The sequence below is a fragment of the Streptomyces sp. NPDC047515 genome, assembly GCF_040643055.1.
Classification (GTDB): domain Bacteria; phylum Actinomycetota; class Actinomycetes; order Streptomycetales; family Streptomycetaceae; genus Streptomyces.
On record NZ_JBEYTM010000050.1, the window covers coordinates 39,216 to 59,706 of the forward strand.

Annotated in this window: 18 protein-coding genes, 1 tRNA gene and 2 pseudogenes; 11 read left to right on the forward strand and 10 right to left on the reverse strand. The window is 70.2% G+C overall.

Annotated elements, in window-relative coordinates; translation table 11 throughout:
* Positions 1–61: 61 nt before the first annotated feature.
* The 6 genes from ABZ826_RS30605 to ABZ826_RS30630 all read right to left on the reverse strand — a co-directional run bounded on the left by ABZ826_RS30605 (position 62) and on the right by ABZ826_RS30630 (position 8,063).
* A complete protein-coding gene (locus ABZ826_RS30605) occupies positions 62–1,342 on the reverse strand; it encodes a cytochrome P450 (RefSeq protein WP_361455387.1) in 1,281 nt (426 codons plus the stop codon).
* Positions 1,339–2,136, reverse strand: a complete 798-nt coding sequence (locus tag ABZ826_RS30610) for an alpha/beta hydrolase (RefSeq protein WP_361455390.1) — start codon at positions 2,134–2,136, stop codon at positions 1,339–1,341. The genes ABZ826_RS30605 and ABZ826_RS30610 overlap by 4 nt, the downstream gene beginning before the upstream one ends.
* Positions 2,137–2,258: 122 nt before the next feature.
* Entirely contained in the window at positions 2,259–4,304 is a 2,046-nt protein-coding gene (locus tag ABZ826_RS30615) for an ATP-binding protein (protein ID WP_361455393.1), read from the reverse strand.
* Positions 4,301–5,101: a DUF4255 domain-containing protein gene (locus ABZ826_RS30620; RefSeq protein ID WP_361455396.1), complete on the reverse strand. Its 801-nt coding sequence runs from the start codon at positions 5,099–5,101 to the stop codon at positions 4,301–4,303. The genes ABZ826_RS30615 and ABZ826_RS30620 overlap by 4 nt, the downstream gene beginning before the upstream one ends.
* Before the next feature lie 28 nt (positions 5,102–5,129).
* Positions 5,130–7,091 carry a VWA domain-containing protein gene (locus ABZ826_RS30625; protein ID WP_361455399.1) on the reverse strand — a complete coding sequence of 654 codons (1,962 nt, stop codon included), beginning with the start codon at positions 7,089–7,091 and terminating at the stop codon, positions 5,130–5,132.
* 345 nt (positions 7,092–7,436) lie between these two features.
* Positions 7,437–8,063, reverse strand: a complete 627-nt coding sequence (locus ABZ826_RS30630; RefSeq protein ID WP_361455402.1) for a response regulator transcription factor — start codon at positions 8,061–8,063, stop codon at positions 7,437–7,439.
* A gap of 209 nt (positions 8,064–8,272) precedes the next feature.
* On the opposite strand from ABZ826_RS30630, the gene ABZ826_RS30635 reads away from it, so the two are divergent.
* Positions 8,273–9,628, forward strand: coding sequence for a hypothetical protein (locus ABZ826_RS30635; RefSeq protein WP_361455405.1), 1,356 nt, complete (start codon positions 8,273–8,275; stop codon positions 9,626–9,628).
* Between the two features lie 121 nt (positions 9,629–9,749).
* Here the strand turns inward: ABZ826_RS30635 and ABZ826_RS30640 are convergent, their stop codons facing one another.
* Complete coding sequence (locus tag ABZ826_RS30640) at positions 9,750–10,592, reverse strand: DUF4157 domain-containing protein (protein WP_361455408.1); 843 nt, start codon at positions 10,590–10,592, stop codon at positions 9,750–9,752.
* Between the two features lie 399 nt (positions 10,593–10,991).
* The gene (locus tag ABZ826_RS30645; RefSeq protein ID WP_361455411.1) at positions 10,992–12,896 is read right to left on the reverse strand and encodes an SMI1/KNR4 family protein; all 1,905 of its coding nucleotides are present in this window, start codon (positions 12,894–12,896) and stop codon (positions 10,992–10,994) included.
* A gap of 217 nt (positions 12,897–13,113) precedes the next feature.
* Here ABZ826_RS30645 and ABZ826_RS30650 point away from each other — a divergent pair, with 217 nt between their 5' ends.
* Positions 13,114–13,731 carry an HhH-GPD-type base excision DNA repair protein gene (locus tag ABZ826_RS30650; protein ID WP_361455415.1) on the forward strand — a complete coding sequence of 206 codons (618 nt, stop codon included), beginning with the start codon at positions 13,114–13,116 and terminating at the stop codon, positions 13,729–13,731.
* Positions 13,732–13,932: 201 nt separating this feature from the next.
* On the opposite strand, the pseudogene ABZ826_RS30655 reads toward ABZ826_RS30650, so the two are convergent.
* Positions 13,933–14,162: pseudogene (locus ABZ826_RS30655) on the reverse strand (helicase HerA-like domain-containing protein); the annotation flags it as partial.
* A gap of 246 nt (positions 14,163–14,408) precedes the next feature.
* Here ABZ826_RS30655 and ABZ826_RS30660 point away from each other — a divergent pair.
* The gene (locus tag ABZ826_RS30660; protein WP_072488263.1) at positions 14,409–14,705 is read left to right on the forward strand and encodes a type II toxin-antitoxin system VapB family antitoxin; all 297 of its coding nucleotides are present in this window, start codon (positions 14,409–14,411) and stop codon (positions 14,703–14,705) included.
* A gap of 167 nt (positions 14,706–14,872) precedes the next feature.
* Positions 14,873–15,463, forward strand: coding sequence for a LytR C-terminal domain-containing protein (locus ABZ826_RS30665; protein WP_361455436.1), 591 nt, complete (start codon positions 14,873–14,875; stop codon positions 15,461–15,463).
* A 120-nt stretch (positions 15,464–15,583) separates the two neighbouring features.
* Here ABZ826_RS30665 and upp read toward each other — a convergent pair whose 3' ends face one another.
* Positions 15,584–16,219, reverse strand: a complete 636-nt coding sequence (gene upp / locus ABZ826_RS30670) for a uracil phosphoribosyltransferase (protein ID WP_361455418.1) — start codon at positions 16,217–16,219, stop codon at positions 15,584–15,586.
* A 103-nt stretch (positions 16,220–16,322) separates the two neighbouring features.
* Between upp and ABZ826_RS30675 the strand changes: the two genes are divergently transcribed.
* The 7 genes and pseudogenes from ABZ826_RS30675 (at position 16,323) to ABZ826_RS30705 (ending at position 19,876) form a co-directional block, all read left to right on the forward strand.
* Positions 16,323–16,574, forward strand: coding sequence for a hypothetical protein (locus ABZ826_RS30675; protein ID WP_361455421.1), 252 nt, complete (start codon positions 16,323–16,325; stop codon positions 16,572–16,574).
* Positions 16,575–16,761: 187 nt separating this feature from the next.
* Complete coding sequence (locus tag ABZ826_RS30680) at positions 16,762–17,319, forward strand: hypothetical protein (protein ID WP_361455424.1); 558 nt, start codon at positions 16,762–16,764, stop codon at positions 17,317–17,319.
* 72 nt (positions 17,320–17,391) lie between these two features.
* Positions 17,392–17,820 (forward strand): tRNA adenosine(34) deaminase TadA, encoded by a 429-nt coding sequence (tadA, locus tag ABZ826_RS30685; RefSeq protein WP_361455427.1) that lies wholly within the window; start codon positions 17,392–17,394, stop codon positions 17,818–17,820.
* A 45-nt stretch (positions 17,821–17,865) separates the two neighbouring features.
* A tRNA-Ser gene (locus ABZ826_RS30690) sits at positions 17,866–17,953 on the forward strand.
* A 498-nt stretch (positions 17,954–18,451) separates the two neighbouring features.
* Positions 18,452–18,844 (forward strand): DUF5753 domain-containing protein, encoded by a 393-nt coding sequence (locus ABZ826_RS30695; protein ID WP_361455439.1) that lies wholly within the window; start codon positions 18,452–18,454, stop codon positions 18,842–18,844.
* Between the two features lie 179 nt (positions 18,845–19,023).
* Positions 19,024–19,348, forward strand: a pseudogene (locus tag ABZ826_RS30700) (transposase); the annotation flags it as partial.
* Positions 19,349–19,408: 60 nt separating this feature from the next.
* Positions 19,409–19,876 carry a hypothetical protein gene (locus tag ABZ826_RS30705; protein WP_361455430.1) on the forward strand — a complete coding sequence of 156 codons (468 nt, stop codon included), beginning with the start codon at positions 19,409–19,411 and terminating at the stop codon, positions 19,874–19,876.
* The last annotated feature ends 615 nt before the right edge of the window (positions 19,877–20,491 follow it).

A 20,491-nucleotide genomic window follows, 5' to 3' on the forward strand; every position in this document is an offset into this window, starting at 1 on the left:
TGGGCAAGGGTGCCGGGGCCACCGACGTCTCTGTCGCCTTCACCTGACGGCCAAGCAGTTGTCAGCCACCGGCCAGCCGCACAGGTAGCGATTTCAGACCATTGATGAAGTTCGATACCAAGCGGCGTGGTGGGGCCACAAGATGGAGTAGGCCGGGCGGCAGCGTGCGGCACGCCTCCTCGTACAGGGCCCCCAGTTGCAGCCGCGCGAAATGGGCGCCCAAGCAGACATGCGGGCCGTCGCCGAAGGAGATGTGGGGGTTGGGGGTGCGGGCGAGGTCCAGGGTGAACGGGTCGGGGAAGACGCGTTCGTCGTGGTTGGCGGAGGCGTGGAAGACGACCACCTTGTCGCCGGTGCGGATACGGGTACCCGCCAACACCGTGTCCCGGGTGGCGGTGCGGCGGAACGTCAGGACCGGGGGGTGGCGGCGGAGCAGTTCGTCGACGGCGGTGGTGAGCGCCACCTCGCCGTCGCGCAGGCGGCCGTACGCCTCGGGGTTCTCGGCCAAGAGGTGCAGGCCGCCGGGGGCCGCGCTGCGTACCGTGTCGTTGCCCGCCACCACCAGCAGGAAGAAGAACATCTCCAGCTCTGGCGCGACGAGTTCGGGATCCGTGGCCAGGGCCGTCATCACGTCGTCGGCCGGATGCCGACGTTTGTGGGCCGCCAGCGCGTGCGCGTAGTCGAACATGTCACGCAGCGCTGCCGGGGACCTCGGGTTGACCGGCTTGCCGTCCGGGCCCAGGACCGGTGTGCCGGCCTCGTCGGAATCCTGGTAGCCGATGACGCGTCGGGTCCAGTGCAGGAGGAGGCCTCGGTCGCTCTCCGGAACGCCCACCAGGTCGGTGAGGTTGAGCAGGGCGTAGTCGTCGGTGACCTGGGCGACGAGGTCGCAGGTGCCGTCGCCGGCCCGTGCCTCGGTGACTGCCCGGGTGAGCAGGGAGCGGGCGCGTTCACGGACGACCGTCTCGAAGCGGTCGACGCGCTTCGGGGTGAAGGCGCGGCTGACGAGCACGCGCAGTCGCCGGTGGTGCGGTGGGTCCTGGTTGAGCATCATGCGGCGGATGAACGGCAGGTCGGCGGGGTCCGGGTCACGGATCTGGGTGGCGCCCAGGTACGAGGAGTACGTCGAGGAGTCCTTCAGGACCCGTACCGTGTCCTCGTGCCGGGTGACCGCCCAGAAGCCGGGGCCTGCCGGCCAGCCGAGCACCTCCGGCTCCTCCTGCCACGCCACGGGGTGGTGGTCGCGCAGGTGGCGGTAGTGGTCGTGGGGGATGCCCCGCGCGTACTGCCTGGGGTCGAACACGTCCGGTACGGGCGTTTCGGCGGGGGCGGGGTCGCTCATGCCTCCGCGCCCTCGCCGTCCTCCGCGTCCGCCCGCAGGAAGTCCTCCATCACACGGATCAGGTCGAGCGGGGCCTCGTCCATCGCGTAGTGGCCGCACGAGGGCAACTCCACCAGTTCGGCGCGGGGGAACCAGCGCATCCACGTGGAGCGCTGCACCTCGGCCGACAGCGCCGGGTCCAGCGCGCCCACAACGGTCAGGGCGGGCACAGGCGAACCGTCGATCCGTTCGTGGAAGTCCTCACCGGCCCAGGAGTCCAGCCAGGCCCGGAACGCCTTCGCGTCGCTGCGTTCGAGCGAGCGGCGCACCATGCGGTCCAGCCAGGCGGCCGGGCGTCGGCCTCCGCTGGTGATGTCGAGGATCGTCCGACGGTTCTGCGGGGTGTGCGCCGCGCCGGAGAAGAGTTCCCACTGGTCGGGCGGGAAAGGCAGGCCGGACGCGGGCACGGGCGACACCCCGACGATTCTGCGCACCCGTTGCGGCGCGACGGTCAGCGTCCGCTGAGCGACGGAGCCGCCCATCGAGTGTCCGATCAGCGAGAACCGCTCCCAGCCCAGCCGGTCGGCCAGCGCGAGCACGTCCGCGGCGCCCTCGGCCGTCGTGTACGCACCGCTCGCTTCCCGGGCCTCGCCGTATCCCCGTAGATCCACCACGGCGTACTGGAACGAACCGAGGTCGAGATCCGGCAGCACCGGGTCGTACGCGGAACGGTCGGCCAGCCAGCCGTGCACCGCGATCACCTTGTGCGGGCCGTCACCGTGCAGTCCGTGGGGCAGAACAGGCAATGCGGTCACGCTGACTCCCGTCACCGTACGGAGTGGCCCGGTCGGTCACCGGCCCGACCCCGACCACGGTGGCGGCAACTCCCGGCCCACGCAAGGGCCCACGCACGGCCCCCGGTATCAGGCCGGCATCGTCACGCCAGCAGTCCCAGATACGGCCCGAACTCCGACGCCAGTGTCAGGCGGCCCAGCTTCTGGTACTCGCGCTGGATCGCGTGGATCAGTGTCGGCATCGTGACCGGTTCGCCCGTGTCCGCCGCCAGGTACGCGGCCGTCACCGCGATCGAGCGGATGTTGCCGCCCGCCAGCTCGAAGTTCTCCGCGCAGAAGGCGAGGTCGAGGTCCTTGCCCCGGGGCAGTGCGGAGCCCAGGCAGCGTTCCCACAGCAGGCGGCGCTGTTCGGGGTCCGGGACCGGGAAGTCGATGACCAGGTCCAGGCGGCGGGTGAAGGCGTCGTCCAGGTTGGCCCGGAGGTTGGTGGCGAGGATGGCCAGGCCGTCGAAGGACTCCATCCGCTGGAGCAGGTACGCGCTCTCGACGTTCGCGTAACGGTCGTGGGCGTCCTTCACGTCCGAGCGCTTCCCGAAGATCGCGTCCGCCTCGTCGAAGAGGAGGACTCCGTTCACACCTGCCGCTTCGGAGAAGATCCGCTCCAGGTTCTTCTCCGTCTCGCCCACGTACTTGTCGATCACAGTCGCCAGGTCGACGGTGTAGAGGTCCAGGCCCAAGTCTGCGGCTATGACCTCGGCGGACATCGTCTTTCCGGTACCGGAATCGCCTGCGAACAGGGCCGACACGCCTCGGCCCCTGCCGCCGCCGGGGCGCATGCCCCACTCCCCCAGGACCCGGTCGCGATGGCGCGCCCGTGCGGTGAGTTCGCGGAGTTGGGCGTGGGTGTCCGGAGGGAGAACCAGATCGTTCCAGGTGACGGTGGGTTCGATGCGGCGGGCCAGGCGGTCCAGTCCTGCCGCGTTCTGGGCGCGGGCGCCCTGGCGGACGTGGTCGGGGGTGAGGGCGCCACCGTCCAGGTAGGTGGTCTGGGCGGCTCCCCGGGCCGCGCGGGTGATCTGTTCCGGAGTGAGGAGGAACGGCGAGAGCAGGCGGTCCACGTCGATGGTCGCGGGAACGGGGGCGTCGTAGGCGTCGGTCCAGAGGGCCGCCCTGGTCGAGGGTTCCACGCGCGGGGCGTGCAGGAGGAGGGGCGGGGCGGCGGACCAGGCGGCGTCCCAGGGAGCCCGGCCCACCAGGATCGTGGGGACCGGGGTGCCGGTGAGCAGCCGGAGGAGTTCCGGGTGTGCGCGGGAGACCGCGTCGAGCGGGGCGCAGACCAGGCCGGCGCCGGTCAGCCGGGCCTCGCGGACCAGGGAGCGGACGGCCTCGGCGGGGGCCGGGTCCTCGGCCAGTCGCGCCAGGTCCAGGCCCAGGACCCGGTGGCCCGCGAGCGTCAGCGCGGAGGCCGCGAGGGCCGTGCCCGCACCGCCCTGGTCCTCGCGAAGGTAGGCGAGCGCGGCGCCCCGCGCGAGGGCGGCGGCCAGCGGGGCCGGTTCTCCGACGCCCAGTACGGCATGCCAGGGGGCGAGGAGATTCGCCAGACGCGGGTCGGGGGTGTCGTCGCCCAGGAGGTGGGCGGTGACCCGGTCGGGGACGCGGAGCGCACGGCTCAGGAACGGGCGGTCCAGGTCCTCGACCAGGAGGAGACGCCCCTCGCGCAGTGGGGCGAGAGCCGACAGCCGGCCGCGCGCCGCCTGGTCGGCGGGGGACAGACCGCACAGGCCCAGCGCCAGTCCGATGGACGGGCGACGGCGGGTGACGTCGTCGTTCAGGTAGCCGTAGAACGCCTCGAAGCGGTCGTCGAGATCCGGTACGAGCGTGATGAGGAGGATCTCGACGTCGAGGTCGGTGAGCCCGAACTCGCCCGCCAGGGACGTCAGTCCGGACTTCTCCGCCGGCACCTCACCGGAGTCCGGAGCGGAAGGCGGCACGGGGTACGGGAAGGCGCGGGCCTCGTTCTCGTTCAGCAGACGGGCGATGTTCTCGTCCGTGAGGTAGAGACCGCGGAAGGCGTCGTCCGGGTCCGGATCGGTGAGCTGCCGGGTCTCGACCGCCCGCCGTATGCGCTGCTCCACCGCCACCGCGCGGGCGAGGAGATGGCGCAGGTTCGGATCGCCCACGGTGGTCATTCGGCACTGTCCTCCGTGCGGGCCTTCCGGGTCTCCGTGCGGGCCTTCCCCGCCTCCGTGCGGGCCTTCCGGGTCTCCGTGATTCGGAGGGACAGGCCGCGTCGTAGTTCCGCATCGGGGGCACGCGAGGCGCCGCCCCCACCCGGCCGGCCCGGACGGCCCCCGTACACCGGAAGTCCCCCGCGCCCTGGCATCGGTTCAGACAACGGCTCGGCCTTCTCCGGTACGTCCCCGAAGCGGGTCTGCAGCCCCTCGTCCCCCACCGGCGGGCCGACCACGTAGCTCGGCGACGCCGTGACCGGCACGCTGATCACCAGGTCCAGCGAGGGCTTCAACTCACCGCCCAGCGCGCTCCACACATCGGCGAACGAGCGGTCCTCGGGCGGCGGAAGTGCGATCGACATGGGTACGGACGCCCCAATCTCGGCCAAGGTGCCGGTAAGCCGCTCCGGAGGCAGCGCCTCGTACCGCAGCAGGCAGCCGAGCAGCGACGAGAGCAGCCGGTGCTCGTCCTCCGGGCGCTTCGTCCATGCCGTGATCAGGTAGGACAGCTTGAAGAAACGGGGCGGGCGACGGCGCGCGACGATCGTGCCGCGCTCGTCGTACTCGTTGTGCAGACCCCGCTCGCGCCTGCGCATGTCCTCGCGGATGTCGTAGAGGTAGAGGTTGACCATGGGTGCGTTGACCTTCGCCGCCCACTCGCGGGTCGGGGCGTCGAAGACCACCGCGATCTGGCCGCCTTCGAGCACCTCCGCCCTGATCAGCCCACGGAGTACGTCGTCGACCTCGTGGATCACCCGATCACTCCCGTACGGTCGTCGGCGCTCATGCGCGGCCCGCGAAGTCCGGCGGCTGGAGATTTCGCTGGACCACCAGGACCGGTTTCTGCAGTCGGTCGAGGTCCCGCGAGTCCGCCCGCAGCCTGCGCGGGCCGAGCTTGTCCTTGCGCAGGACCAGGACCTGCACCTCGAAGGTGCCGTCGCGGCCCACCGTGGCAGCCGTCCCCTCGGGGGTGATGCCGATGTTCCACGTGAAACGTACGGTCGCGCCCGGCGGGTAGTCCTTGCCCCGGGCCAGTACCGGCTGCCCCGGCTTGGCAACCTGCGGTGTGACGGTCAGCAAGGGCTTCAGGACGCGCAGCCGGTCGGTGTCCTCGTTGTTGGCTCTCCGCCGGTCCGGCAGCGTGCCGCGCACGGTGGCCCGTACGTCTCCGGTGACCGCCGCGCGGTAGGTCGCCGTCTGGGCCACCTCGATGCGGCCACCGGCCGGGATGGTGCACGGCTTGGCCGCCGTGCAGCGGGCGAGGGCGGGCAGGCTGCGGTCCTTCGCCCTGGACGGTTTCGGCCAGGCCGAGCCGATGACCACGCCCGTCGCCGCGTCCGGGCCCGCGTTGGTGACGGTGAAGCGGGCGCGGGCGGGGCGGCCCGTGTACGTACGGTCGGGGCTGACATCGACCTTCATCGCCACATCCGCCGAGGGCGGCACGGGGGCCTTCAGGACCTCGATCTCCGCCGTGTCCGTCCCCGTATTGCCCGCCGAGTCGGTCGCCGAGCAGGTCACCGTGGTGCGGCCGACCGGGAAGAGCGAACCGGAGGCGGGGGTGCAGGTCACCGGGAGCGTGCCGTCGGTGGTGTCCTGGGCGGTGGCGGTGTACGTCACGCGCGCGCCGTTCTTGTCCTTGGCCCGGACGCTCAGATCGTCCACAGTGACGACGGGCGCGTCGACGTCGTTCACATCGATGTTGATCTGTTCCTGGAAGTCCGGGTCGGCCGCCGCGGCCGGCCCGATCGTTTCCGCACCCGGGACCTGGGTGCCCATCAGGAACTGGACGGTGCAGCTCAGCCGGGTGCCCTGGGGCGCGTCCGCGGAGACGTCGATGTTCTCCGCGAAGTGCGCGGTGTCCCCGCTGGTGAGCTGCTGGGTGGGCGGGTCGAGGCTGACGGACAGATGCGGATCGCAGTTGTCCAGGCGGTAGCTCACGTTGGTGGGAAGGTTGTTGAAGCCCTCGATGATGGCTTCGGTGACGCCGTCGCCGGGAATTCCGTTCAGCATGCGGCCGTTGGTGGCCTCGACGATCCGCTTGGCCTGGTCGGGCTCGTGGTACGGGTCCTGATAGGTGGGGCTGCTGTATCCGTCGCCATTGAGACCGTCGCCGTCCTCGGTCTCCACGTCGACGGCGATGACGCGCACGCCCTTGTCCTGGAGCGCGAAGACGGACTCTTCGAAAGAGATCTTGTTGCTGGGATTGTGGCTCGACGCGTCGCCCACCAGGACCACGACCGGGCTGGCGCCCTCACGGAAGACCGTCCCGCCGTCCGCACCGTTGGCCACCTTCCACAGTGCGTAGATCCAGTCTTCGGACGGGCCTTTGCTCTTGTAGCCACGGGAGGTGCCCAGCCTGTTGACGCCGTTGTGCTGGACCGCGTCCAGGTCGGCCGTCAGCCCTTGGAGGACCTCGAACTCCGCGGTCGGGTCGTCCTTCTCGTCCCCGTACGTGGCCACGGCGAAGCGCGAGTCCGGCTGCTGTTCGACGATCTTGTCGGTGATGGAGCGCAACCCCGACTTCACGTCGTCCACCGGTTTGCCCATGCTTCCCGTGCCGTCCACCAGCAGCACCACATCCGGCTTCGGCGGAATCGCGGGCGTACGCACCTGCTTGGCCACGCCCGTGGAGCCGCCGGGATCGACCGCGTCGGTGAACTCGGCGGGCGTGACCCAGGGCTCGGGCACGGCCACCGCAGGCGTCTCGGCGGTGACGGCCGAGCCGGGGGCGATGCCGGTGACCACGAGGAGAAGGGCCAGCGCCGGGACACGGAACGCGACGAGGGTCCGGCGCGAAGCGGAAGACAGGGGCCGTGGCCGGGACCCCCGGGACCCCCGGGCTCCTCGGTCCGCCCACGACAGGTCCGTACGCGACAGCTCCGCACGCCACCGCGATGCCCGCCGAAGCGGCTGGAACCAGCGCACGGAAGTCCTCCCCACCCTCGGCCCGTCGGCATACCGGACCACACGGTCCCGTACGCACGACCGACCCGCAGCGGTGCGGAAGTCACACCCCCGGGAAGCCTCCACTGCCCTTTCGGGCATCCGTCGCATCCACCGGATCCACCGCCGACGCGCACACCGGGAGGCTCAGATCAGTCCTTGCCGCATCGCGTACGCCACCGCGTGCGACCGGTTCCGCAGTTGCAGCCGGGTCATCACCGAATGCAGCACGTTCTTGATCGTGCGCTCGGAATAGGCCAGCTTCGTCGCGATGTCCGCGGTGTCGTACCCCTCGGCGACCAGGCGCAGCACGTCCACTTCGCGCGCCGCGAGACCGGTGAAGTGCAGCCCGCGCGGACCGAGTACCTGCCCCTGGAGGCGACCCACCTCTTCCAGCAGCCTGCCCAACAGGTCGGAGGGCAGATGGCCTTCGCCCCGCGCAACCGTCCTGATGACCTGCACCAGATGTTCCGGCGTCGACTCGGAACGCCTGATCACGCCGGCGACACCGCACTCCGCCGCGCTCACCAGCTTCTGCTCGTCGATGTCCGTGGTGACGAGAACGGTGCGCGAGGTGCTGGTGCGCTGAATGTGGCGCAGCATCGTCAGCACCTCCTCGTCGACCGCGTCCACGACGACGACCACGATCTGGGGTGAGGCATCGCCTTCCACCCACTCCATGACGCTCACCTCGGGCCGGGCCCGTAACTGACTGGCCACACCCGCTTGAGAGATCGGATCCTGGGCCCGTAATGCGACAGTCGTGCGCTCCATGGCAACGCTCCCCCTGAGCAACAGCCGATGGCCTCGCAGCGAACACAACCATCACGGCTGTTTCGTATGCCTCATTCGTCTGAGGCGGTCAAAAGATTCCCTCGTTTACCTGGAGGGAAACAAAAAAGCCGATCCGGGCACGGATTCTGCCCGGAAGTGTTCCTTCACGGCCCATGTCGGCGCGGGACGCCGACCCTACGGTGCGCCCTATGAGTCTCACGGCAAGCCTCGACGATTCGTCCGTCACCGCCGCACCGGGCGAGGAGACGGCTCTCCCTCTGCGGATCCTCAACTCCGGCAGCACCGTCGAGGAATACCGGTTCGAGGTGATCGGTGCGTGTGCCGCCTGGTCGACGGTGGAGCCGGCGACCCTGTCCCTCTACCCGGGCGACTCCCGGACGGTCTCCCTCGTGCTGCGTCCGCCGCGCGACTCGACCGTTCTCGCGGGGGAGACACCCTTCGGGATACGGGTGGTGCCCACCGGCGAGCAGGGCGACACGGTGGTGCCCGAAGGGCGGGTGACCGTACTTCCCTTCACCGAGACGACCGCCGAGCTGGTACCGCGCAGTTCGCACAGCGCCTGGCGCGGGAGGCATCAGCTCGCCGTCGACAACCGGGGGAACACTCCGGCCACCGTACGGCTGGGGGCCAGGTCCGGTACGGAGCGGGCGCGGGTCACATTCGCGGCGGACGCGCTGGAGATCGCCCCCGGGCGGGCGGAGTTCGGGAAGCTGCGGATCCGGCCGGCGAAGCGCGTGTGGCGCGGAACGCCGGTCACGCACGCCTTCCAAGTCGTCGTAACAACGGATGTGGTGGAGGGTCGGGCACCGGCCGAACCGGTCGGGCCGGTGGCCCTGGACGGCTCGTACCAGCAGGAACCGATCCTGCCGCGCTGGCTTCCGCGGGCGCTCATCACCGCTGCCGTGCTGGTGATCGCGCTGATCGGTCTCTGGTACGCGCTGTTGCGGCCGGCCGTGAAGTCGGCGGCGCGGGAGGCGATCACGCCGGAGGCGGTACGGTCGGCGGCCGCGGCCGACAAGAGCAAGGCCCCGGACCAGGGTTCAACGGCCGGAACGGGAGCAGGCGGGGGCGACTCCTCCGGGGCGAACGGTGGTTCACCCAGCTCCGGTCCCTCACCGAGTTCCGGCACGTCCGACGGCGGCCCCGGCGGCGGGCCCGACAGCGCGTCCGCGGCCGCGCCGACCAGTGCGCAGGTGCAGGTCAGGGACTCGGTGGGCGGTGGGTCGAATACCTCGACGGCCCTGCAGGTACCCAGCGGGCACACCTTCCAGCTGACGGACATCGTGGTCCAGAACCCGCAGGGCGACGCGGGAACGCTCATCGTCTCCACCGGTCGGGACACGCCGGTGCTCCGGCTGGCGCTGGAGAACTTCAGGGACTCCGACTACCACTTCGTCACACCGATCCTGGTGCCCGAAGGCGGCAAGGTCACGATGACCGTCGACTGCCGGAAGGTGGGCAAGCCGGTGAATGCGCCGACGCCCTCCCGGTGTGCGGAGTCGCTGTTCCTGGGCGGCACGATGCGGACGGACGCCGCGGACTGACATTGCGGCCAGACGGCGCGGCCTGCCGGAACGAACTGACGGAACGAACTGACGGCACGGACCGACCGCATGGACCGACCGCACGAACTGACAGCGCCGCCTGCCGGAGAACCCGCCGTGCTCAGGCGGGCGGAGCCTCTTCCTCCTCCTCTGTTCCTTCCTCCGCCCTCAGTACGAAAAAACCCTGCACATCGGCAGGTTGCTCGTCCTCGTCCTCCGTCGCCGCCCTTTGCACAGCGGGCACCGAGGCCGAGGCCGAGCCATGACCGGCCGCCCCGGCCGCCCCGGTCCCGATCCCCGGAGCCGAGTCCGTAGCCGAGGCGGGCGCCGGTTCCGACAGCACCCGGTCGGCGTTCGCGACGGCCTCCCGCTCGAACCGGTCGGACGGATCGCTCACCCGGATGCCCCCCGGCGCCTCCGTACCCTCCACCGGCCCGTTGCGCTGCTGGATCACATGGGTGAGCTCGTGGGCCAGTGTGGTGCGGCCCTGCGGCGTGGCCGGATCGTACGCGTCCCGCTGGAAGACCACGTTGTTGCCGACCGTGTACGCGTGGGCGCCCACGCCCTTCGCCGACTCGTGCGCGGCGGAGCCGGTGTGGATGCGGACGTCGGAGAAGTCCGCGCCCATCCGGCCCTCCAGGTCGGTGCGGGTCTCGGTGTCCAGGGGCTGCCCACCGCCGGACGAGACCACATCATGCACGGGGGAGCGTTCTGCCTCCTCCTGCCTCTGGAGCATCGAACCCACGGCGCTGTTGCCGACCGCCCGCTGGAGGGCGCTCATGCCGCCGGCGCCGACCACATCGGCCCGTCCGGCCGCCGCCGCACGGTAGAGGTGCGGGGTGTCCGCCGCCTCCCGGCCCTCGGCCGCCCTCGAGGCGTGCGCAGCTTCGTCGTGCTCCTGCCCGCGCCCGCGATCCCGCTCGTGGTCGTGTTCCTGGTCCCATTCCTGTGCGTGCATCGTCATCTCCCCTGACCGCGCCCCGGGTCGAAGGCGCGGCGCGTCGTGATGGCCCCACCACTCCACCTTCACGACGTCCCACTGCCTCGTCCAGCCCGGACCCCGCCGGCCAGGGGCAGCCGCCGCTGCCCCTTCGGGCAGCCACACCGTTTCACCCGGTCTCGCGAAGCCCGCCGCCCCGACCTCCGCCCGGCCCCCGACCGCGTCAATGCGTCAATGCGTCAATGCGTCAACGCACGCTTCCTCGACGCCGTGTTCGGCGGGGATCCGACGGAGATCCGGGGGATCCGGCGACTGTCCTCTTCAGCGGTGCCACCCCGTTCGCCGTGATGGGGTCCCCGATCCGACGCAGGTCCGTGAACGGATCAGCGAAGTCGACGACGTCTCTCTTCCGCCCGGGAGACATCAACGCCCCGTGTACGCAGGACCGCGACGGCCTTTGATGGTGGTGTGCCCCTCCCCCGCCGTCAGCGAGGCGATCCATGACTTCGCCGCCACTGCGTGCAACCGACCGCTGCGCAGGGCGAATCGGGGCGGCGAGACCCCGTACACCACAGCGATGGCGTCGAGCGCGGGCCCACCGGACGGAAGCGCACCGAGCGGTGCGGGCAGCATTCCCCTCGTCGCGCGCACCTCACCACCGGTCGTGTATCCGTACACCTCCTGACCATCCTCGGCATACGAGAAGCGGAAGGTCTGCGCGGGGGCGTCGGTACCGGTACCGACGGGTACACGCGTCCCCGGGCACCAGACCGATATCGCCCTGGTGCCCAGCGACGCCTGCGCATCCAGGCCGGTCAGCCGGTCCTCCACGAAGGGTTCGGGATCGGTCTCGAACGCGAAGCTCCAGCCTCCGCCGCACGAGCCGATCCGTGCGTGCGCGCCATCCCTCAACGGCCTCTTCCGTCGACCCCACGCACCCAGCTCGCTCTCGGAGCTCGGGGCCAGCAGCGCCCCGTCGCCGATCCGCCGCGCGAGTTCCTGCGGTGGTATGCCGTGGACCAGGACGAAACGGAAGCTGTTCAGCCGCGTACCGGAGCCGGTACCGGCAAGCCGACCCAGCCCGTCCGGCCCGGCGGCGTCCAGGACGCCCGAAGCGGCACCCGTGCCGCTGCCGGTGGCCGCCGCCGGCCGCCGGGCCGAGCCCTGGCCCGCACGCGGCGTGGTCAGGATCTGCCGCCCGCGCTCCGGTGTGACGACCGGCCCCAGCAGGGGATCGGCAATCAGGCCGACGGGCGCGACATGCTCGGTGCCGTAGGGCTCCCATTCGGGCACGGCGGCGGCCAGCACCCGCCAGGCACCCTCCGTGTCTCCCCAGCGCGCCAGCTCGCGGGCCTCGGCGACGGCACGGCCGAACGGGCCAGGTGGCTCGTACCGGAACGACCGCTCGCCGGCCTCCCGCAACGCGGCCTCCGCCCCGGCCCGGCCCTCCTCGCCGTGCGGTCTGAGGAACCAGTCGTCATCCCGGTCCATCCTGCGGTGCTCCCGCGCGGCGAGCGGCAGGATCTCGCGTACGTACAGCGGTTCATCCATGTCCATGACCGCCGCGACATGGCTGACCGGCCTGAACATGGCGTGGATCTGGTCCCGCAGCCGCCGGGCCCGCCCCCTCCCGTACCCCTCGGCCTCGTCCAGCACCGCCAACTGCTCGTCGATGTCGCCCCCGGCCAGACAGGCCAGCCGGGCCCGCTCCACCGAAGCGTCGAGCTCGCGCGTCACCTCGTTCTCGAACACGGGGTTGTCGCCGTGCCGACGGTGGAAGTCCCGGTACATGGCCCGCATGAAGTCCGCGAACGACGAGAAACGGTCCGGGAATTCACCGGACCAGCCACGGTAGACGTACACGGCCCATTCACCGTCCTCGCCCACATCTCCCGGGTCGAGCAGGACATCGGTCAGGTCCGAGTCGTGCGACAGCTGCAACGACCTGGCCCACATGCCGGCCATCAACCGCTCGGCCTGCCCGGAATTCTCATCCAGATTCTCCTCGTACAGCCGCTGCAGGTCCATCGGGTCGCCGTGCACCGCGACGCGCTCCGCAACACCCATCAGATAGACCGAACTGCTTGCGTGACGCCATCCGTTGGAGACCTGAAGGAACGTCCGGTACGAGGGCGCCAGCACCAGCCCCAACCGCTGCTCCAGCGCGACTATCTGCTCCTCGGTCGCTGCCGGAAACCCCAGCGATCCGGCGACCACAGCGTCGTCGTCGGCCTCCTCCTCCGCCTCCTCGGGATCCAGCAGGTCCCGGGCGGCGATCCAGTGCCTGCTCCAACTCCCCAGAAAGAAATTCCAGTTGTCGATGTCCACATCCCCGAGACTGCCAGCCGCCACTGACAGTCACCCCCGGCAGCCGCCGCCGACCTTCGCGCCGCCGACCCTCGCGCCGTCTCCCCGCGTCGTCTCCGCACGTCGTCTCCGCACGTCGTCTCCGCACGTCGTCTCCGCGAACGAAATCGGCGGCAAACGGCTGCATCGCCGAGCAGTGGAGTGGCCGGGCCCCGCCGCCGTCGGGATGATCGACGACATGACCAAGAGCAACAAGGACCAGGACATCACCCTGCGGATCGCCCAGGAGCCCGCGGCAGACGAGCTCCTCGCGCGCAGCCCGCTCGCCGCTCTGGTCGGCATGCTGCTGGACCAGCAGGTGCCGATGGAATGGGCCTTCTCCGGCCCGTACACCCTGGCCGGACGGATGGGCGGAGACGATCTGGACGCCCATGAGATCGCGGCCTACGCCCCGGAGGCCTTCACCGAACTCTTCACCGCCAAACCCGCGCTGCACCGCTATCCGGGCTCCATGGCCAAGCGGGTCCAGCAGTTGTGCCAGTACCTCGTGGCGGAGTACGACGGCGACGCGAGCGCGGTGTGGAGCGATGTCTCCACCGGGGCCGAGCTGCGCAGGCGGCTGAACGCCCTGCCCGGGTTCGGCACGCAGAAGGCGCAGATCTTCCTGGCGCTGCTGGGCAAGCAGTTCGGGGTCCGGCCGACGGGCTGGCGGGAGGCGGCCGGGCCGTACGGCGAGGCGGGCTCGCACCGGTCGGTCGCCGATATCACCGATCCGGAATCACTCGCCGAGGTCCGCGCGTACAAGCAGCAGGCCAAACAGGCGGCCAGGGCGGCCAAACGCGCAGCCGACACGTAGCGGCGGCGCCCGCACCACACGCCCTCGCCGCGCGCCCGCAGCCCGCTTTCCTCCACCCCCCATTCCTCCACCTCCTGTCCTCCCGCTCCCTCCCCTCACGCGCACTCCTCACGCGCACTCATCACGCGCCCCTCTGCACGCCCTGCGCGCTCCAACGCACCCCAATGCATCCAGTGCAGGGGGAACGAACCCGTCACGCCGCTGGAGCGTCCTGGCCCTGCCGGTACCGGTGGCCCCGCGACGAGTCCGTGCCGGTTGAGCATCGCCGACGGGATCCGGACCTGCGCATCCGTCAGACACGCACCGTCCCAGAGCAGTGCGCCCGGATCGAGAGCGGCTCCGGGGACGGCGTACCCGTCGGCGATCTCCCGTGCCTGCGGCGGCAGGACCCCGGCCCCGCCGCCGGAAGCCTCACCGTTACCCGACACCACACCCGCACCCGACGCCACACCTTCATCGGAGGCCACGCCCGCGCCTGATGTCACACCTCCACGGGACGCCACGCCCGCGCCCGTGCCCGCACCCTCGCCGGTGTCCGAACCCGCGCCTCCGCCCGTGCCGTCGCTGTCACTCATCAAGGCCACCGTTCCGAAATTCCCAGTTTTATGACGTTCTTGCAGCATCACAGTCCCGCCCCATGGCTGCGCCCGGAGGCTCTTGCCCGGTAGGCTTTCCGTGTGATCTTCAAGCGCATCGGAAATGGGCGGCCTTATCCCGACCACGGCCGGGAAAGCACCCGGCAGTGGGCGGATGTCGCGCCGCGCCCGGTCCGCCTCGATCAGCTGGTGACCACCAAGGGCAACCTGGACCTCGAAACCCTCCTCGCCGAGGATTCGACGTTCTACGGGGACCTGTTCGCGCACGTCGTGAAGTGGCAGGGCGACCTCTATCTGGAGGACGGACTGCACCGCGCGGTCCGCGCCGCGCTTCAGCAGCGACAGGTACTGCACGCCCGGGTGCTCGAACTCGGCTGACGGGTCGTCGCGGCAGGCTCGTCGCACGAGCGGCAAGCCCTGCGGGCCCTCTTCGGGTTCGTTCGGGTGCTTTCGCACACGGACGGGTGCGATCCATTGATCATTTAGTAGGCATCATCACCGGGCCGCACTACGCTGCGCCTATGAGCATGCTCACTCCCCCCGGCATGGGCGGAAAGTACCGCATCACGGGCGACAAGTACCCGCGTATGCGCCGCCCCCGGCGTCGCGGCAAACTGATCCTCGCTGCCACCGCTTCCGTGGTTGCCCTCGCGCTGGCCGGGTGGGGCACGCTGCAGCTCATCGACGTCTTCACCGGCGGCGACCGGCAGGCCAGCGCCGCCGACCACGAGACGGACTGCCCGTCGGCCAAGCCGTCAGCGCCCGCGAAGGCGCTGCCGAAGCCCGCGAAGATCACCGTCAACGTCTACAACGCGACCCCGCGCAGCGGCCTCGCAAAGAAGGCCGCGGACGAACTGAAGAAGCGCGGCTTCACCATCGGCGAAGTGGGGAACGCCCCGGCCGCGTACGACAAGAAGGTCGCCGGTCCGGGGGTGCTGCTGGGCGCTCCGTCGGCCGTGAACGGCTCGTTCCCGGTCCTCGGTACGCAGCTGCAGGGGACCGTTTCGAAGACCGACGCCCGCAGGACCGCGGACATCGATCTGATTCTGGGTACGAAGTTCAAGGCGTTCAACACGCCGCGGTCCGCCGCCGCGGCCCTCGCCGCCCTGGCGAAGCCGGCCCCCGGGCCCTGCTGACGGCTGCCGGAACGGACCGGCGGCCGTCAGCACCTCCCGCGCGGCCCCTGGAGCCTGCACGGCGGTCAGGACCCGTGGTCCCTCGTTCGGACCACGCCGGCCCGATCCGGACGAAAGCCCCTAGTCGACCGTGCCGTACATCCGGTCGCCCGCGTCACCGAGGCCCGGGACGATGTAGCCGTTCTCGTTGAGCCGCTCGTCGACCGAGGCGGTCACGACGGTCACCGGCGTACCCGCCAGCTCGCGCTCCATCACCTCGACGCCTTCGGGCGCCGCGAGCAGCACGACCGCGGTGACGTCGTCCGCACCGCGCTTGATCAGTTCCTGAATGGCCGCCACCAGCGTGCCGCCGGTGGCCAGCATCGGGTCCAGGACGTACACCTGGCGGCCCGAGAGGTCCTCCGGCATCCGCGTCGCGTACGTGGACGCCTGCAGCGTCTCCTCGTCGCGGATCATGCCCAGGAAGCCCACCTCGGCGGTCGGCAGCAGCCGCACCATGCCGTCGAGCATGCCGAGACCGGCCCGCAGGATCGGCACGACCAGGGGCCGCGGGTGCGACAGCTTCACCCCGGCCGTCGGTGTGACCGGGGTCTCGATGTCGACCTGTTCGGTGCGCACATCCCGGGTGGCCTCGTAGGCGAGCAGGGTGACCAGTTCGTCGGCGAGCCGCCGGAAGGTCGGGGAGTCGGTGCGCCTGTCGCGCAGGGTGGTGAGTTTGTGCGCGACCAGTGGGTGGTCGACGACGTGGATCCGCATGGGTTCAACAGTAACCGGGCCGCTCGCACCTCTGCGCTGGCATCAACCACACGTTCGGAGGGAAGGTGATGGCATATGGACCCAGCCTTGGGGTGATGAGCCGATGCCGGACGGGCAAGAGCGGAAGCGGGACCAGCCGGACACGCCGGTCCCGCAGGACCAGGACGCGCCGGGCCCGCAGGACCCGCAGGACCCGCAGGACCCGCAGGAGACCGAAGCGGCGCGCCGCAGGCGGCGCGCCCGGTTCCTGCGCGAGCTGCATGAGGCGAAGGCGCTCCGCGACCGGGTCCAGCCACGCCGGGCACGGGCGGCCCGGATGCGCCAGGCCATGCGGATGAGGACCTTCCGCTGGTAGGTCGGACGGCGGTCCCGTGTCCCCCTGGTGGCGGCGTCCGGGAGAACTGATGGCCGACGCAACGGCCGAACTCCTCTCGCAAAGCCCTTGTTTCTGCCACGATTCCGATGGGCGGGACGCAGGGCAGCCGGACCACCGACTGCCCTCCCGCCGGACCGACACCCCTAAGACCAGTGGGAGAGTCACGGTGTACTTCGCCGCACTGCTCGCGCGCACCGAAGACGGGTGGGAAGCGAGCGACACGGAACTCGACGATGTGGAGACCCTGTCCGACCTGACGGATCTGGCCCGCGAGGCCTCGGTGGACGAGGACACTGTGCTCGTCTTCATCGAGCAGGAGGACGCCTGGTTCGGCGTCGTCCGGGTGGACGGTGAGGAGGACCCCCGAATTTTCGTCTCGGACGCCACCGCCGCCGCCCGCTCCTCGTACGGGGAGATCCTGCTCACCGACGAACTGCTCGGCCGCGAACCCGGGGCCGACGACACCATTGCCGCCCTCGAAGAGCTCGTTGGCCTCGACGGTACGGAGGACGGCGAGCCGGACATGACCCCCGACAACGACAACGACAACGACGATGACGACGGACTCGACGCCGACGCCGTGCCGGCGGGCCCGATCGGCGACACCGGGGTCCTGGCCGACCTCGGGCTCCCCGAGGCCGAGCTGCTGATGCTGCGCACGGACGCACTGGTGGAGATCGCGGACGCGCTGGGCGCGGCCGAGGTCCTGGAGACCGTCCGTTAAGGTCCGCGGGTGAGCGAACCACCGCACCCGCCGGAACCGTCCGATCCCGTAAGAGACCCCTGGCGGGCGCACATGCGCCGCGCCCTGGCCGAGGCCGATGTGGCGGCGCGGGCCGGCGATGTGCCGGTCGGCGCCGTCGTCCTCGGCCCGGACGGCGCCCTGCTCGCCACGGGGCACAACGAACGAGAGGCGACCGGCGACCCGACCGCACACGCCGAGATCCTCGCCCTCCGCCGGGCCGCAGCGGCGCTCGGCCGGTGGCGGCTGTCCGGCTGCACCCTGGTGGTCACCCTGGAGCCCTGCACGATGTGCGCGGGCGCACTGGTGCAGTCCCGCGTGGACCGGGTGGTCTACGGGGCGCTCGACGAGAAGGCGGGCGCGGCGGGCTCGCTCTGGGACGTCGTACGCGACCGTCGGCTCAACCACCGCCCCGAGGTGATCCACGGAGTGCTGGAGGACGTCTGCGCCGCCCGGCTGACGGCGTTCTTCCGCGAGCTCTGACATTGGATTTCTGTCCACGCCCAGGGATGGTCTAAGCTCTCTCTCGGTAGCGTGTCCGAGCGGCCGAAGGAGCTCGCCTCGAAAGCGAGTGTGGGGAAACTCACCGAGGGTTCAAATCCCTCCGCTACCGCCATCGACGCCCTCCCGGACTGCGGAAACGCAGACCGGGAGGGCGTTCGCGCATCACCAGGACTGCCGCGCCGGAGCGACGTCGACCCTTGATCCCCACTCGTGCGGGGGTGCCCCCTGGGGCGAACAGTGATGCACGTGATCCCCGCGCGTGCGGGGCTTGAGCACAGCCGACAGAGTCAAGGTCATATCTCGCGTGCGGAACTGGGGGGAATAATGTTGAGTGCATTGTCATGAGCACTGCAGCGCGCAGTTCGAAGCCGCGAGGTAGCTCTCGGGTGACTCGCCGGAGCGTGTGGCGATGCCGCGCCAGTTCTTCAGCCGGTTGATCAGCCGCTCGACAGATTGCGATCACGGTAAAGTCCGGCGCCGAAAGTGACGCCGCGAGGGCGCACGGCGCGGGTGGTGGCAGTCGTACCGATCGGTCCTGTCGTCCGCCCACGAAGACCTGATCAGCCTGGAGAGCGAAGCCGACCACCTGAGCGCGTGGCAGCCGACTGTCATTCCGGGGCCGCTTCAAACCGGAGAGTACGCACAGCAGATCATCGCGGCCACCGCCATGAGTACCGCAGCCGAAGACCGCGTCGACGCCTTGGTGGAAGTGCGGCTCGCCCGCCAGTCGGTACTCACCCGTGAAGACCCGCTGAACCTCTGGGCGATCATCGGCGAAGCCGCCCTGCGCACTCGGTGCACCGACTCCCGAATCATGTACAACCAACTCAACCGCCTGATCGCACTGTCCGGCCGACCGACGATCATCGTCCAGGTACTCCCGTCGAACGCGGCGCCGCACGTGGGACAGATGGGCGCTTTCTCCATCCTTGGACACGGTACGCACGCCGACCTGCCCGTCGTCCACGTCGAGTCACTGACCAGTGCGCTGTACGTCGAGTAGCGCAGCGACGTGGCCGTGCACCAGGACGCAATCCAGCAGATCCGCGCTGCGGCGGTCTCCGTCGATGAGTCCAGGCAGATGATCAAAGAGATAAGGGATCAGAAATGACCACGATCCCTACCGTTCACAATGCTTCGGACCTGTCCGTGACGTGGTGGAAGTCCACTCGTCTCGGGCCGGGCAGACCCCGCAAGAAGCCCGACAGCCTCGCTCCGGACAAGGCCTACAGCAACGGCCCCGTCCGCGACTACCTGCGACAACGCGGCATCCGGCACGCCATCCCGGAGAAGACCGACAGCCAGGGCCGCCCGCCTGCGCAAAGGCTCGCGCGGCGGACAGCCACCCGTCTTCGACGAAGAGCGGTACAAGAAACGCAACACCGTCGAACGGGCCATCAACAAGCTCAAGCACGCCAGAGCCGTCGCTACCAGATACGACAAGCGCGGCTACGTCTACCTCGGCACCGCAACCGCGGCGGCGCTGGCTATCTGGCTCAGGACATGAACCACCGCGGGATCACACAGTAGAGTGACCCGCCGAAATCACTACTTCGAAAGAAGAGTCATGCCCCGCAAGACGGCGGCTGCTCTACGTCTGGACGCTGTCTGCCGGTCCCATCTTGAGGACTACCGGCGCCGGTCCTCACAGTTCTCACCCCACACGCGTCGCCAGGCGGCCCGGTTCGAGGCCGAACGAGGTCTTCCCGTCCGGGCGCTCGAACACGCCGTCCATTGCTGGCGGGGCTTCGTGCGCCGTCCAGGATGGCCGCTCTACCTGCCCAAACCACACCTGCCCGGCTACGACATCTGGGACGACCGCCTCCTGATAGAGCGAGCCATCGGCGCTCTCGACAGACGAGCAGCCCGGGAAATCGCGTCGGCCGTCAAAGAAACCGACGTCGACTTCCTGGCACGCACTCTGCCCGACCCTCACGCTCCAGATGCCTGGCCGTGGTGGCGTCGCAGATGCCAGGACCTGGGCGACATCATGCACGTTCCATCACAGGCGCATGATCGGCCGGACAAGTCCTAGCTGAGCGGCGTGCGAGGTCGATTAGTGGTCCCCGCGCATGCGGGGGTGGTCCCGTCTCCCCCTCGCGTTCCGACATGTTCAGTTTGTGGTCCCCGCGCGTGCGGGGGTGGTCCCGGCGGGCTCCCAGCCTCACCTCGGCGTACTGGGTGGTCCCCGGTCACTGGCCGATTGACGGGAATGGCAACCGTGGTTCGCGCGTACGCGGGATGATCCGGCCCCCTGGACCGCCCTCCCTCGGCCGGACGGCTCCGAGCACGGCGGGAGGCGGGCGGGCATGGCTGTGCGCTGGCACGATGTGCGGAGTCCCCGCGGCGGGTCACGCCACGCCACGCCACGCCACGGTGAACGATCAGGTCGGGGGAAGCGGCATCGGGGGGACAAGCCGCTTCCCCCGATGAGAACAGGCCGCTCAAGCCCTCGTCGCGGTCAGAGGGAAAAGCCCGCGGCGAGGACCCCACAGTGAGGTCCTGTTCCTCGCCCCGTCGGCTCCTGACTGATCCGCGGGGCTCACCGTCCATCCTGTGTCGGCAACGGGTGAAATGGATACCACGGGCGGCGGATGAAAAGTGAGCCACTCTGCGATCTCTTGATCATTCTGGCTTCAGGGTTCTGGAG

Bases quoted from the DNA above. Each gene is read 5' to 3' on its own strand.
- ABZ826_RS30635 (WP_361455405.1), top strand. From the start codon at position 8,273: ATGAGTCTCACGGCAAGCCTCGACGATTCGTCCGTCACCGCCGCACCG.
- ABZ826_RS30605 (WP_361455387.1), bottom strand. From the start codon at position 1,342: ATGAGCGACCCCGCCCCCGCCGAAACGCCCGTACCGGACGTGTTCGAC.
- ABZ826_RS30675 (WP_361455421.1), top strand. From the start codon at position 16,323: ATGCCGGACGGGCAAGAGCGGAAGCGGGACCAGCCGGACACGCCGGTC.
- ABZ826_RS30615 (WP_361455393.1), bottom strand. From the start codon at position 4,304: ATGACCACCGTGGGCGATCCGAACCTGCGCCATCTCCTCGCCCGCGCG.
- ABZ826_RS30665 (WP_361455436.1), top strand. From the start codon at position 14,873: ATGGGCGGAAAGTACCGCATCACGGGCGACAAGTACCCGCGTATGCGC.
- ABZ826_RS30705 (WP_361455430.1), top strand. From the start codon at position 19,409: ATGCCCCGCAAGACGGCGGCTGCTCTACGTCTGGACGCTGTCTGCCGG.
- ABZ826_RS30650 (WP_361455415.1), top strand. From the start codon at position 13,114: ATGACCAAGAGCAACAAGGACCAGGACATCACCCTGCGGATCGCCCAG.
- tadA (WP_361455427.1), top strand. From the start codon at position 17,392: ATGCGCCGCGCCCTGGCCGAGGCCGATGTGGCGGCGCGGGCCGGCGAT.
- ABZ826_RS30640 (WP_361455408.1), bottom strand. From the start codon at position 10,592: ATGACGATGCACGCACAGGAATGGGACCAGGAACACGACCACGAGCGG.
- ABZ826_RS30630 (WP_361455402.1), bottom strand. From the start codon at position 8,063: ATGGAGCGCACGACTGTCGCATTACGGGCCCAGGATCCGATCTCTCAA.
- upp (WP_361455418.1), bottom strand. From the start codon at position 16,219: ATGCGGATCCACGTCGTCGACCACCCACTGGTCGCGCACAAACTCACC.